Annotated in this window: 12 protein-coding genes; 11 read left to right on the forward strand and 1 reads right to left on the reverse strand. The window is 68.6% G+C overall.

All coding sequences use genetic code 11. The features are described from left to right. Positions 1-2 precede the first annotated feature (2 nt). The 6 genes from ACETK8_RS02955 to ACETK8_RS02980 are packed head-to-tail and all read left to right on the forward strand — an operon-like array spanning position 3 to position 4,194. The gene (locus ACETK8_RS02955; RefSeq protein ID WP_374038032.1) at positions 3-227 is read left to right on the forward strand and encodes a hypothetical protein; all 225 of its coding nucleotides are present in this window, start codon (positions 3-5) and stop codon (positions 225-227) included. After that, positions 211-486 carry a hypothetical protein gene (locus ACETK8_RS02960; RefSeq protein ID WP_374038033.1) on the forward strand — a complete coding sequence of 92 codons (276 nt, stop codon included), beginning with the start codon at positions 211-213 and terminating at the stop codon, positions 484-486. The genes ACETK8_RS02955 and ACETK8_RS02960 overlap by 17 nt, the downstream gene beginning before the upstream one ends. A gap of 60 nt (positions 487-546) precedes the next feature. Continuing rightward, positions 547-1,875 (forward strand): metal-dependent hydrolase family protein, encoded by a 1,329-nt coding sequence (locus ACETK8_RS02965; RefSeq protein WP_374038034.1) that lies wholly within the window; start codon positions 547-549, stop codon positions 1,873-1,875. A gap of 53 nt (positions 1,876-1,928) precedes the next feature. Further along, a complete protein-coding gene (locus ACETK8_RS02970; protein ID WP_374038035.1) occupies positions 1,929-2,324 on the forward strand; it encodes a Tat pathway signal protein in 396 nt (131 codons plus the stop codon). A 36-nt stretch (positions 2,325-2,360) separates the two neighbouring features. After that, positions 2,361-2,996, forward strand: coding sequence for a DUF4893 domain-containing protein (locus tag ACETK8_RS02975; protein WP_374038036.1), 636 nt, complete (start codon positions 2,361-2,363; stop codon positions 2,994-2,996). 1 nt (position 2,997) lies between these two features. Then, on the forward strand, positions 2,998-4,194 hold the full coding sequence (locus ACETK8_RS02980) for an FAD-dependent oxidoreductase (RefSeq protein WP_374038037.1): 1,197 nt from the start codon (positions 2,998-3,000) through the stop codon (positions 4,192-4,194). 199 nt (positions 4,195-4,393) lie between these two features. On the opposite strand, the gene ACETK8_RS02985 is transcribed toward ACETK8_RS02980, so the two are convergent. Next, entirely contained in the window at positions 4,394-6,004 is a 1,611-nt protein-coding gene (locus tag ACETK8_RS02985) for a serine hydrolase (protein WP_374038038.1), read from the reverse strand. Positions 6,005-6,229: 225 nt separating this feature from the next. Between ACETK8_RS02985 and ACETK8_RS02990 the strand changes: the two genes are divergently transcribed. From ACETK8_RS02990 to ACETK8_RS03010, 5 genes are all read left to right on the forward strand, one after another. Then, a complete protein-coding gene (locus ACETK8_RS02990; RefSeq protein WP_374038039.1) occupies positions 6,230-8,515 on the forward strand; it encodes a TonB-dependent receptor domain-containing protein in 2,286 nt (761 codons plus the stop codon). Positions 8,516-8,580: 65 nt separating this feature from the next. Next, the gene (locus tag ACETK8_RS02995; RefSeq protein WP_374038040.1) at positions 8,581-9,966 is read left to right on the forward strand and encodes a serine hydrolase domain-containing protein; all 1,386 of its coding nucleotides are present in this window, start codon (positions 8,581-8,583) and stop codon (positions 9,964-9,966) included. A gap of 111 nt (positions 9,967-10,077) precedes the next feature. Then, the gene (gene clpB, locus ACETK8_RS03000; protein ID WP_374038041.1) at positions 10,078-12,663 is read left to right on the forward strand and encodes an ATP-dependent chaperone ClpB; all 2,586 of its coding nucleotides are present in this window, start codon (positions 10,078-10,080) and stop codon (positions 12,661-12,663) included. Between the two features lie 43 nt (positions 12,664-12,706). Next, complete coding sequence (locus ACETK8_RS03005; protein WP_374038042.1) at positions 12,707-13,234, forward strand: hypothetical protein; 528 nt, start codon at positions 12,707-12,709, stop codon at positions 13,232-13,234. 243 nt (positions 13,235-13,477) lie between these two features. Then, positions 13,478-13,822, forward strand: coding sequence for a GIY-YIG nuclease family protein (locus ACETK8_RS03010; RefSeq protein ID WP_374038043.1), 345 nt, complete (start codon positions 13,478-13,480; stop codon positions 13,820-13,822). Positions 13,823-13,961: the final 139 nt, after the last annotated feature.

A 13,961-nucleotide genomic window follows, 5' to 3' on the forward strand; every position in this document is an offset into this window, starting at 1 on the left:
CCATGGTGAAGACGCCGCAAAGACTGGCCCGCCAGATGGCCGCACGCGGTTGGACGCTGGAACAGATCAACGAGGCTCGCGAACGTGGTGACCGTCACCTCGCCGTCAGTCACGAGACAGGACGGGCCGCGACGCGCTATATTCATCCCGAGACGGGCCGATCGGTCGTGATCGAGGATGTCTCGGGAGACGTGATCCATGTCGGCGGCGATGGCTTCATCTGCTGAGCGCGCGACCGTCTTCGTCCGTCTGCTGGACGAGGGAACGGACGTTTGGCGTCCGGTCGATGCGCGTCGCCTGGGCGAGGCCACCTACCAGATCGCCGACCAGACGGTGCCCGAGGATGAGACCTGGAGCTTCCAGCCGGGCGACATCGTCGTCGCCGAGAGGCGTCAGGACGACGCGGAGGATCAGCCTCTGATCGCGGTCGCCCAGGCCACCCATTTCGACGAACCGTCCTGGGCGTCGCGTCGCCGGTTCGGCTGACCCCATTCCCCTTCCGTCCGGCCCATGCCTAAACTCCTCCCAAAATCGGGGGAGTGAATGATGAAGTCTGTGATCGCGGCGGCCGTGGTCGCCCTGCTGACGGCGGGCGTGGCGAAGGCCCAGGATGGGACCACCGCGCCCGTGGCGGGAGCCGTCACCCTGGTCCAGGCGGGCCATCTGCTGGATCGTCCGGGCAGCGCGCCGCGCGGCGCCTCCACCGTCGTCATCCGCGACGGCATGGTCGAGGCGGTCCAGGACGGCTTCGTCGGTCCCGAGACCTTCCCCGGCGCGACGGTCGTGGACCTGCGCGATCGCTTCGTCCTGCCCGGACTGATCGACAGCCACGTCCATCTGACGAGCGACCGCGCCGGACAGGCGGGCTTCCTCGCCGACTTCACCGACAGCCTGCCGGCCCGCGCCTATGAGGCGGCCGGCAACGCCCGCGACACCCTGATGGCGGGCTTCACCACGGTCAGGAACCTGGGCGACAGCGGCGGGGTGACCCTGGCGCTCCGGAACGCCACGGCGCGGCACGAGATCGCCGGCCCCCGCATCGTCGACGCCGCCACCTCCATCTCCACCACCTCGGGACACATGGACCCGCGCCTCAGCCTGTCGGACGAATGGCGCGAGCTGATGGGCGAGCCGGACAATGTCTGCAACGGCGTCGAAAGCTGCCGCGAGGCCGTCCGCATCCAGGTCGGGCGCGGCGCCGACGTCATCAAGATCGCCACCACCGCCGGGGTGAACAGCCGTATCGGCGCAGGCCTCGGCGCACAGATGTTCGAGGACGAGGCGCGCGCCCTGATCGAGACGGCGCACCTCTATGGCAAGAAGGTCGCCGTCCACGCCCACGGCGCCGACGGCATCGACCTGGCGCTGCGGCTCGGGGCGGACTCGATCGAGCACGGCACCATCTTCGATGAAAGCACGATCCGCCTGTTCCGCCAGTCGGGCGCCTATTACGTCCCGACCCTGTCGACGGTGAACGGCTATCGCACCCGCCTGGCCGCCGATCCCAACGCCTATCCGCCTGAGGTCCTGCCCAAGATCCTTTGGCGGATCGAGATCACGGGCCGGTCGCTGGAAGCGGCCTATCCGGCGGGCGTCCGCATCGCCTTCGGCACCGACGCGGGCGTTTCGCTCCATGGCCGCAACGCCGACGAGTTCGAGTTGATGGTCCAGCACGGCATGACCCCCATGGCGGCGATCCAGGCCGCCACCGTCAACGCCGCCGACCTTCTGGGGCTCTCGACCGAAGTCGGCTCGCTCGAGCCCGGCAAGCGCGCCGACCTGATCGCGGTTCAGGGCGATCCCCTGACCGACGTGACGGTCCTGAAATCGGTGGGTTTCGTCATGCGCGACGGCCGGATCTATCGCCAGGACTAGGGGCGAGGCAGCGCAAACCCGCCCTTAACCGACGCTGTGCCACAAGGGCGGCCATGAAACGTCGCGCCCTTCTGATCGCCCCTCTCGCGCTCGTCGCAACGCCCGCCCTGGCCGGTGGCGGCGGTGGTGGAGGCGGGGGCACGGCCGGGGGCTATGTCCGCTATCCCACGGTCACGGCCACCACGATCCGTCCCGACGGTCGGCGAGGCGTCATGACGGTGGAGACGGGCGTCGACGCCCCCACCGCCGCGCTCAAGCTGCGCGCCGAACAGTCCCAGCCGCGCATGCGAGCCGTGTTCAACATCCTGGTTCAGCGCGAAGCCAACACCCTGCTGCCCGGCGGGGTGCCGAACGTCGAGCGGCTGGCGCTGCAGCTGCAGTCGGCCACCAACATCATCCTCGGCCAGCGGGGCGCCAAGCTCCTGCTCGGCACGGTGATGATCGTCTAGCTTGACGACAGGCCGGCGCTGAGGCCCCTTGCGGCCATGCGCCTCCTCGCCCTTTCGACCGTCCTTCTGCTCGCGGCCTGCGCCTCAACGCCGCCGCCCCCGCCTCCGCCGCCCTCGGGGCCCGGTGCCCCGGTCCTGCGCGACTGGCGCAGCATCGTCACCGCCACAGACAGGGACCGCTACGCCCGCCGCGACGCCGCCTGGCGACTGGCGCTGGAGCAGGCGCGACGTCAGCCCGGTTCGGGCGATCTGGGCTCCTTGGGCGACCTGGTCGAACCGGACGCGGCGCGAAACAACGTCGCACCCCCGCCCGGGCTGTATCGCTGCCGCACCGTCAAACTGGGTTCGCAAGGCGGCGAGACCGGCCTCGGCTTCGTCGTCTACGACTGGTTCCAGTGCCGTATCGAACAGACGCCGAACGGCCTGAAATTCTCCAAGACCGCCGGCTCCCAGCGTCCGTCCGGCCTCCTCTTCCCCGAGACCCCGCGCGAGATGGTCATGCTGGGCTCCATGGCCCTGGCCGCCGAGCCGCCCGCCAACTCCTACGGCCAGCGTCCGGACCGGGACCTCGTCGCGGTGCTGGAGCGGATCGGCGACGCGCGCTGGCGCCTCGTCCTGCCCTGGCCCCAGAACGAGTCCAACCTCGACCTGATCGAACTGGTCCCGAACTAGGGTGCCCCAGACCGTCGCCGTCGTCGGGGCCGGCCCGACCGGGCTCGCGCTCGCCCTGATGCTGAGGCGTCAGGGCCGCCAGGTCGTGGTCCACGAACGGTTCGACGAACCCCGCCCCATCGGCGCGGGCTTCATGCTTCAGCCGACGGGCCTGTCGGTCCTCGACCACCTCGGCCTGACGGATCGGGTCAAGGCGCTCGGCCAGCCGCTGAACCATCTGTTCGGCCGCGAGGCGCGTCGTCGGCGCATCGTGCTGGACGTCAAATACGCCGACCTGAAGTCGCCCCGCCCCGACGGCGTCAATGCACTGGGCGTCCACCGCGCCTCGATCTTTCAGGTCCTCTACGACGCGTGTCTCGCCGAAGGCGTCGCGTTCCAGACCAGCCGAGAGATCGCCTCGGCCTCGGACGGCCGTCTGACCGACGTGAACGGCGGGATCGGCCCCGCCTTCGACTTGATCGTCGATGCGTCCGGCGCCCGTTCGCCCATCGCTCGCGACCTGTTGGCTAAGCAGGGCGGCCGTCGTCACGAGCTGGAGTGGGGCGCCGTCTGGGCCACCGTGCCCTGGCCCGGCGAACCCTTCGATCCGTCGGCTCTGGAACAGGTCTATCGCGGCGCGTCCCGCATGATCGGCGTCCTGCCCGTCGGCGCCCGGCCGGCCAGCCCCGACCGCCTCGCCACCTTCTTCTGGAGCCTGAAGCCCGCCGACCACGAATACTGGCTCCGCGCCGGAATGGAACGGTGGAAGGCCGAGGTGCGCGATCTCTGGCCCCAGATCTCGGGCCTTCTGGACACCATCCCGAACGTCGAGGCCCTGACCCTGGCCCGCTACGGCCACCACACCCTGCGCCTGCCTGTCGCCGACCGTCTGGCCGTCGTCGGCGACGCCGCACATTCGACCAGGCCCCAGCTGGGGCAGGGGGTGAACATGGGCCTGCTCGACGCCTTCGTCCTCGCCGAGGCCCTCGCCACCCACGCCGAGCTGGACGAGGCGCTCGACGCCTACGCCCGCATCCGCCGCTGGCATGTCCGCCTCTATCAAGCCCTGTCGATGGCCTTCACCCCCTTCTACCAGGCCGACGGCCAAGCCCTGCCCTGGGTGCGCGACCATGTGCTGGGCAAGCTGGCGCGGTTGCCGTTCGCGGCGCGGATACTGGCCGCGACCGTGTCGGGGGTTCTGCTGGATCCGAGGCGATAACGTGTCTCCTCCCCGTTCGCCGCTTGGCGAATGGGGAGGTGGCGCGGCGCGTCTTCTGCGCCGTGACGGAGGGGGCGAGGTGATGCTGAAGTAAGGGCTCGCGGTGCTCGCTCGTCGAGACCCGGTCGCCCCCTCCGTCAGCTCGCGAAGGGCTCGCTGCCACCTCCCCATGCTGCGCACGGGGAGGAGACGCTGTGCCTCAAACCTTCGTCAGCCTCAGGTCCTGGTAGTCGTAGCTGAAGTCGATGTCGGGGCTGACGCCCTTGACCGTGGCGCGGACCGGCCGGCCGTTCTCCATTTCGAAGGTCACGAAGGCGTCCTCCTCGCGCTTGTCGGGGAAGCGGGTGCGCAGCATGTCGCCGTCATAGGGCTCCAGCGGCCCCTGAAGCGCGGCGTTGTGGGTGAAGCTCAGCCACAGACCCCGGCCCCGCGCCTCGATGACGATGTCGCCGTACCAGGGGTCGCGCCACGTCCCGACGAAGGCCGAGAGCGGCACGGACGGCGGGGCGCCCGCCGCCTGTTTTTCGTCGATCTCGCGCGCGGCCTTCAGCGATTCCTCGATCCCGTCGGCCTCCAGCTTCTTGGAGTCAGCGATCCAGTCGAAGCCCTGCTTGCCCATGAGAATGTCGACCAGGCCGCTCCTGAGCGTCCGCAGCAGGAAATTCTCCTCGGCGTTGGAGAAGACAGACACCCCCGCCTTCCGGCCGGGGATCAAGACGGTGAAGGAGTTGCCGCCAGGCGAGCCGCCGCCGTGGCTGACGATCCGTTCGCCGCGATAGTCCTGGACCTGATGGCCCATGGCGTAGGTCGAGGCGATGGCCCGGCCCGGCAGTTCCGCCGTCGGCCCCGGCGTGCCGGAGATGACCACGTTCGGACGCCACATCTCGTTGGCCCGCGCCTCGGTGTAGAGCCGGCTCCCGTCCGCCAGTGCGCCCATGTTGAGGCGCAGGATCATCCATTTCGCCCAGTCCGCCGGCGAGGCGCAGATGCCTCCGGCGGCGGCGGCCGAATCCCAGTTCCAGATGCCGACGATGCTGTCGGAAATCTTGGTCATCTCCCCCTGATAGCGCAGCGGCGGCCCGACCCGCGCGTGGGGCAGGGCGGACTTGGCCGGATCCGCCAGACTGGCCATGGGGACGCTTTCGCTCATGCCCAGACGGTCGAAGATCCGCGTCTGGACGAAGGCTTCCCACGTCATGCCCGACACGGCCTCGATCACCGCCCCGGCCACCACGAACATCAGGTTGCAGTAGTGGTAGTTGGCCCGGAACCCGTCCTCGATCGGCACGAACGGGACCTGGGCCAGCACGTCCGCCCGCGTCCGGTTCGAGTTCGGCCAGAACAGCAGATCACCGGCGCCGAGACCAAAGCCCGCCCGGTGGCTCAGCGTATCGCGCACCGTGATGTGCTCGCCGATATAGGGGTCCGACAGGGTGAAGCCCGGCAGATAGGTCTTCACCGGCTCGTCCCACTTCACCTTGCCCTCGTCGACCAGCATGGCCAGGGCGGCGGCGGTGACGTTCTTGGAGTTGGACGCGATGGCGAACAGGGTGTTCTCGTCCGCCCGGTCCGGCCTTCCCATCTCCCTGACGCCGTATCCGCGCGTCAGCACCTCGCGCCCGTCCTTGACCACGGCGACGCCCAGCGCCGGCTGATCGGGCCAGGCCGCCATGGCCGCCGTCACATAGGCGTCGATCGCCTCGGCCAGACCGGCGTCGTCGTTCGCGGCGGCTTGCGCGAAAGCCTGCACCGGCAGGGTGGCCGCCCCGGTTGCGAACAGGGCGGAACGGCGGGTCAGGCGAAGCGACATGGACAGTCTCCGGAACAACGGCGGCGACGCTAGCGCGGTCACTCCCACGGTCAAGCCGCCGACGGACGACGACCGCTTCCGGGCGACGGCGGGGCGAAACCAAGGCGAACCTGTCGAAGCTGTAATCACATGGATTCGATGTAACTTTCGGATGTAAGGCGACGCCTGCTAGTCAAGCGACCTTGACGGGCGCGATCCTCGCCGCCCCTCCCCGGATCACGCGGCATGAACGCCTTCAAACTGCTCCTCCTGACCGGCGCGGCGATGACCGCCGTCCCGGCCGTCGCCCTGGCCCAGACCGCGACGACGCCCGCCCCGGCGTCTCGCCCCGCGCCCCAGGCCCAGACGCCCGCTCCGGCCGAACCGGTTCAGGAGGAAGAGGCCGAACAGGAGACCGCCGTCGGCGACGTCACCGTCACGGCCCGCCGCAACGACATCCGCACCTCGATCGACTCGATCAGCTACAGCCTGGCCGACGACCTTCAGGCCACGACCGGCACCCTGGCCGATGCGCTTCGGAACGTCCCCTCGGTCGATGTGGACCCGCAAGGGAACGTCACCCTGCGCGGCGACGGCAATGTCACCATCCTGGTCGACGGCCGCCCCTCGGCCATCCTGTCGGGTCAGAACCGGGGCGACGTGATCCTGCAGATCCCGGCCGACCGCTACGCCCGTATCGAGGTCATGACCAACCCGTCCGCCGCCTATAGCCCCGAGGGGTCGGGCGGCGTCATCAACCTGATCTCCAAGCCGACCCCGAGCGCCGCCAACGGCCAGCCCGGCGCCCCGGCCCAGATCACCCGCACCGGCTCGATCCGCGCCAACGTCGGCGACAACGGCCGCTGGAACATCGGCGCGGGCGGAACGTGGCAGGAGGACCGCCTGACCCTGACGGGCGACGCCTCCTATCGCTACGACCAGCAGGAGTTCGCCTTCGACCGCATCCGCGAACAGCTGAACCCGGCCGGCGCCGTCGTCTCGACCACCACCTCCCGCCAGGGGCAGGAATCCGAACAACAGGGCGCCTTCGCCCGCCTGGCCGCCGAGTATCGCCTGACCGACAAGACGATGCTGACCGCCGAGGTGCGCGGCAACAGTTTCGAGGTCGAGGGCAATGGCGCGATCAGCTTGTTCGAGACCCGCAACGCCGCCGGCGCCCTGACCAACGCCTATACCCGCAACGGCGCGGGCGACTTCTCGTTCGAGGGCTGGGGCGTCACCGCCCGCGTCCTGCATCAGTTCGATGCGTCGGGCCACGAATGGTCGAACGAGCTGCGCTACGACACCAACGACAACGAGAGCCTCGCCCTCGCCGAGAACGTCTTCACCCTGCCGACCGCCCCGACCTTCTTCGAGCGCCAGGGCTTCACCAACAGCCAGGAAACCATCGGCTTCACCAGCGCCTACACCCGGCCGATGGACGACGGCTCCAAGCTGCGCGCCGGCTATGAGCTGAACATCACCCGCCCGGACCAGGAGAACGTCCTGCAGCGCGGCCCGACCGAGGCCGGCCTGATCGTCGTTCCGGGCCTGAGCAACCGCTTCGAGGCGGAACAGACGGTTCACGCCCTCTACACCACCTACGAGCGGCCGTTCGGCGAGAAGCTGTCGGCCCAGTTCGGCCTGCGGCTGGAACAGGCCGATATCGAGATCGATCAGGTCACCACCGGCGTCCGCGCCTCGCAGGACTATTTCAAGGCCTATCCGACGGCCCACGTTCAGTACCAGGTGACCGACACCCAGCTGATGCGCGCCAGCTATTCGCGCCGGATCCAGCGGCCCCAGCCGAACCAGCTGAACCCCTTCGTCGCCTACAGCGATCCGCTGAACGTCCGCTCCGGCAACCCGGATCTAGAGCCGCAGGAGACCGACAGCTTCGAGGCCATGTGGCAGATGCGTCAGGGCCAGAATTTCTACCAGGCCACCGCCTACTACCGCGACACCTCCGGCGCCTTCACCGATGTGGCGACCGACATCGGCGGCGGCGTCCTTCTGACCCGTCCGGAGAACCTGGGCGGCCGTCGCGACGTCGGGGTGGAGGTCACCGCCAGCGGCCGCCTGCATCCGACGCTCCGCTACAATGCCAGCGTCAACGCCTTCCATCAGGAGATCGACCCCGGCGCCATTTCGGGCGCGGTTCCGCGCGAGGGCGAGCTGGTCACCGGCCGCCTCAGCCTGAACTGGCAGCCGACGACCAAGGACTTCGTCCAGATCTCCGGCTTCTGGCAGGGCGACCAGCTTTTGGCGCAAGGGACCCGCGAGAGCGGCGGCATGCTGAACATCGGCTATCGGCGCAAGCTCAACGACACCCTGTCCCTGCAGTTCACGGGCCGGGACGTCCTGAACTCCTTCGGCGGCGCGACCACCTATGAGGCGCCCCTGTTCCGCGAGCGCAGCAATCAGGATCTGAACCTGCGTGCCTTCTACATCGGCCTGAGCTGGAGCTTCGGCGGCGGCCCGCGTCGTCAGCCGGAACAGTTCGACTTCTCGACCGGCCCGACCGGCGGCTGATCGCCCTCTTGACCCGGTCTCCCGCCCGCCGTCTGCTGATGCGTCACAGGGCGGGGGCTTGGATCATGGATCGCAGGATGGTGCTGGCCGCGATGGCCGGACTGGGTCTGGCGCCGGGCGTGGCGCGGGCCGATGACGCCGCGCCGCCCGCCCTGCCGTCCCGCCTGTCCGCCGCCCTCGACGATCTGGTCGCCGACAGCGGGTCGGTGGGCGGCATGGTGGCGGCCTCCCTGCACGGCCGATTCGCGGGCTTCTACGGCTGGGGCGACGCCCGCCGCTCGCCGAAGCGACCGGTCACGCCCGACACCCTGTTCCACGTCGGCTCCAACGGAAAGTTCGTCACCGCCGTCGCCGTGCTGCAACTGGTGCAGGCGGGTCGGCTGACCCTGGCCGATCCGCTGGGCCGCCATGTCCCCGGCCTGCCGCCGGTCCTGGCCCAGACCCCGATCACCCACCTGCTGCACCAGACCTCGGGCCTGCCGGACTATCTGGATCAGGTCGAGGACTGGTCCCTGCCGGTCACGCGCCGGATGGTCTTCGACGCCGTCGCCGAGGGGCGCGATTTCGAGCCCGGAGAGGCCTGGGCCTATTCCAACACCAACTACTTCGTCCTCGGCTGGCTGATCGAGCGGCTGTCGGGCATGAGTTACGCCGACTATGTCTCGGCCCGGATCTTCCGCCCGTCGCGGATGCCGAACGCCCGCGCCGATTCCTCCGTCGAGCCCATCCCCAACCGCGCCCAGGGCTTCACCCTGGACGGCGACCGTGTGTCCAAGGCCGAAGAGATGGAGGACGCGATGAGCCGGGCGGCCGACGGCGGCGTCCTGTTCTCCGCCCGCGACATCGCTCCCTGGGCCGTGGTCCTGGCCGACGACGGGCTTCTGGCCGGGGTCGCGCGGGGCCAGCTGTTCTCGCCCGCCCGCCTGAGCACCGGTCGCGCCGCCCCCTACGGCTGCGGCGTCTTCATGGAGACCTGCCGCCAGGCCGCCTATCACCACCATTCCGGCAGCGTGCCGGGATTCGAGTCCCAGCGGATGGCCTTCGGCGGTTCGGGCATCCAGGTGTGGGCCGTTACCAACACCGACGGCGACACCGACCTGCCGCTGGACAAGCTGTGCCTGGCGATGGCCGAGGGCCTGGCGCCCAACTCGACCTACGCCAGCCTGCCCCTGCTGCCGACTGACGCGCGCACGGCGATCCTGCGCCGCGCCTTCGGCCGCGCCGAGGCCGACCTGCCCCGCACCCTGATGGCCCCCGAACTGATCGCCTCGGGCGGAGAGACGGCGCCCGACTGGGGCGTGCGGGGCGACCACGTCTTCGCCCCCGTCGAACATTGGCAAGGGACGGGCGGCGGGACCTTCACCCGCTATCGCTGGGTTGGCGACGCGGGCGAGACGGACCATGTCACCGTCGGCTGGACCCCCGAGGACAAGGTCTTTTGGATCTACTGAGCCCGGCTCTTGTGTGGCCCCCTCGCCACACCCAGATCACACGCAACCGGACGGCGCGTCGCTTGCTTCAGAGGGCGTGAAATCCGGCATCCGCTTCCAAAGGGATACGCCTTGAACCTCGACCTCTATTCCGACCGCGCCAAACAGGCGGTCCAGTCCGCCCAGTCCCTGGCCCTCGCCAGAAAGCACCAGCAGTTCGCGCCCGAGCACCTTCTGAAGGTGCTGCTTGAGGAGCGCGACGGTCTGGCCCGCACCCTGATCACCGCCGCCGGGGGTGATGCCACGAGGGCCGCCGACGCAGCCGAGGCCCTGCTGAAGAAACGGCCCCAGGTCGAGGGCGGCACGGGCCAGCTCTATCTCGACGGCGCCACCGCCCGCGTCTTTGCGGGCGCGGAAGCAGCCGCCAAGTCCGCCGGCGACGCCTTCGTCACCACCGAACGCATCCTCGCCGCCATCGCCCGCGAGGGCGGCCCGGCCGGCGACGCCCTGAAGTCCGCCGGCGTCACGGCCGACAAGCTCGACGCCGCCGTCTCCGATATCCGCAAGGGCAAGACGGCCGACTCTGCCGCCGCCGAGGACGGCTACGACGCCCTGAAACGCTACGCCCGCGACCTGACCCAGGCCGCCCGCGACCAGAAGATCGACCCGGTCATCGGCCGCGACGAGGAGATCCGCCGCACCATCCAGGTCCTGGCCCGGCGCACCAAGAACAACCCCGTCCTGATCGGCGAACCCGGCGTCGGCAAGACCGCCATCGTCGAGGGTCTGGCGCTGCGCATCGTCAACGGTGACGTGCCCGAGAGCCTGAAGGACAAGGTGGTGATGGCGCTCGACATGGGCTCCCTGATCGCCGGCGCGAAATATCGCGGCGAGTTCGAGGAGCGGCTGAAGGCCGTGCTGGGCGAGGTCACGGCCGCCGAGGGCCAGATCATCCTCTTCATCGACGAGATGCACACCCTGGTCGGCGCCGGAAAGGGCGACGGCGCCATGGACGCCTCCAACCTGTTGAAGCCCGCCCTCGCGCGCGGCGAACTGCACTGCGTCGGCGCCACCACGCTGGATGAGTATCGCAAGCACGTCGAGAAGGACCCGGCCCTGGCCCGCCGCTTCCAGCCGGTCTTCGTCGAGGAGCCGACGGTGGAGGACACCGTCTCCATCCTGCGCGGCCTGAAGGAGAAGTACGAGGTCCACCACGGGGTCCGCATTTCCGACAGCGCCATCGTCGCGGCCGCCACCCTGTCGAACCGCTACATCACCGACCGCTTCCTGCCCGACAAGGCGATCGACCTGATCGACGAGGCCGGCTCGCGCGTCCGCATGGCCGTCGATTCCAAGCCCGAAGCGCTCGACGAGATCGACCGCCGTCTGGTGCAGCTGAAGATCGAGCGCGAGGCCCTGAAGAAGGAGACCGACAGCGCCTCCGTCCAGCGTCTGGAAAAACTCGAAGACGAAATCTCAGACCTCGAGGTCGAAAGCGACGACCTGACCGCCCGCTGGAAGGCCGAGAAGGACAAGGTCGGCGCCTCGGCCCAGCTGCGCGAGACGCTGGATCGTCTGCGCGCCGATCTGGCGCTTGCCCAACGCAACGGCGACCTCGGCCGCGCGTCCGAGATCGCCTACGGCCAGATCCCCCAGATCGAGAAACAGCTCGCCGAGGCCGAGGCTGCCGAGGGCCAGGCCAGCGCCCTGACGCCCGAGGTCGTGGACGCCCAGCAGATCGCCGCCGTCGTCTCCCGCTGGACCGGCGTCCCAGTCGACAAGATGCTGGAGGGCGAGCGCGAGAAACTGCTGTCGATGGAGGACACGCTGCGCGGTCGCGTGGTGGGTCAGGACGCGGCGCTGGAGGCCGTGGCCGACGCCGTCCGCCGGGCGCGCGCGGGCCTGAACGACCCCAACCGCCCGCTGGGCAGCTTCCTCTTCCTTGGGCCCACCGGCGTCGGAAAGACCGAGCTGACCAAGGCGCTCGCCGCCTTCCTGTTCGACGACGACAGCGCCATCACCCGCATCGACATGTCGGAGTATATGGAGAAGCACAGCGTCAGCCGCCTGATCGGCGCCCCTCCGGGCTACGTCGGCTATGACGAGGGCGGCGCCCTGACCGAGGCGGTGCGTCGCCGACCCTATCAGGTCATCCTGTTCGACGAGGTCGAAAAGGCCCACCCCGACGTCTTCAACGTCCTGCTCCAGGTGCTGGACGACGGCCGCCTGACCGACGGTCAGGGCCGCGTCGTCGACTTCAAGAACACCCTGATCATCATGACCTCCAACCTGGGCTCGGAAGCGCTCGCCAATCAGGGCGAGGGCGAGGATGTCGAGGCCGTCAGGCCCTTCGTCATGGAGGCCGTCCGCGCCCACTTCCGGCCGGAGTTCCTGAACCGCATCGACGAGATCATCCTGTTCCGCCGCCTCGGCCGCGACCAGATGGCCGGCATCGTCCGCATCCAGCTTCAGCGGCTGGAAAAGCTGATGGCCGACCGGAGACTGACCCTGGCGCTCGACGACAGCGCCGCCGCCTGGCTTGCCGACAAGGGCTACGACCCGGTCTACGGCGCGCGCCCGCTGAAGCGCGTCATCCAGAAGGATTTGGTGGATCCGATGGCGAAGAAGCTGCTGGCCGGCGAGATCGCCGACGGCTCGGTGATCGCCGTGTCAGCGGGGAGCGAGGGGCTGGAGATCGGGAAGGCGCGGGTGCATTGAGATGGCAGCGAAAACGAATGCTCCGCCCCCAACCGAGACAGAAATGACCCTGCTTGGGTTAGCTCTTTACTCTGCCCAACGCGTAGAGTTCGCACTCTATGGAATTGCCGCTCACGCCTCTCATACGCCGGCCGCTCAGCGAGACAGACGTTTCTCGAAATTGTCCGGGGAGAAATTTCTACGGGGCGATCCGTCAGAGCTTAAAGCTACGCTTGGTCAGCTGGTCACTATTTTCGGCGACGCTTTCCTCATTCGGACGCCTGAGCTTATCGATTTCTATGAGCGTAGAAATCTCATTGCGCATGACTTCTACCGCCATTTCCACCTGAGAATTGGCGGAGCCGTCCACGGTGAGGATCCATCTGGATTTTTGCTGAAGTTCATTGAAGACGCCAAACGTTGGCAAGCCATCCTCATGGGCTTGATGTTCGAGTTCATGGAGGGAATTGCCAAGCGGGATGGTCGGTTATCTGAGCTGCAGATCGGCGAGCAGGACCGGCAGAACATGGCCGCCTATCGAGAACACGCGGAAGCCTACGCCCAGTCTCGAGCAAGCGAAGCGTCGGCTTAGAAACGTCGATTAGCTCCTTTCTTTCGTCATCCTCCGGCAAGCCGCGCCTTCGCGGCGCAGACCGGGGGACGCAGCGGCCTGCGAGAGCAGGACACTGTCGCGGACTCCGCTCTTTCCGACATCGTGCCTGAACAGATCGCCTTCGGCGCCGCTGCGTCCCCCGGTCTTCGCTTCGCTACGCCGGAGGATGACGAAAAGAGAGGGGCGCGTGACGACGGGACGATAACCCCATAGGTTGTGTGGATGGGGACGCACCGGACCTTCATCGCGACCTACATCATGGCCAGCGAGCGGAACGGCTGGGTCTATGTCGGGATGACCTCGAACCTCCGCGCCCGCGTCTGGAAGCACAAGACCGGGACCCACCCCGACGGCTATTCGGCCGAGCATGGCTGCGTCCAGCTGGTCTGGTACGAACAGCACCAATGGGTCGTCGATGCCATCCGGCGCGAGAAGCGGCTGAAGAAATGGCTGCGCGACTGGAAGCTGAAGCTGATCGAGGAGGCCAATCCGGAGTGGCTGGACCTCGCTGCCGACTGGTATCCGGTCAACGACCCGGACTGGGTCCCGCCGTCTGAAGAGGACTGATCCCCGCTTCGTCGATCCGCAAGGGGAGAAGGAAAATCGGTTGGCGCCGAATTCGCCCCTTTCCCCAACGATTCCAACGCCCGAAAATTTTATCCCTGGCGCCCGCCGCAACAGCCCTACACTGGCCCGTTCGCCGGCG

It is taken from the genome of Brevundimonas staleyi (assembly GCF_041893865.1).
Lineage (GTDB): Bacteria > Pseudomonadota > Alphaproteobacteria > Caulobacterales > Caulobacteraceae > Brevundimonas > Brevundimonas staleyi.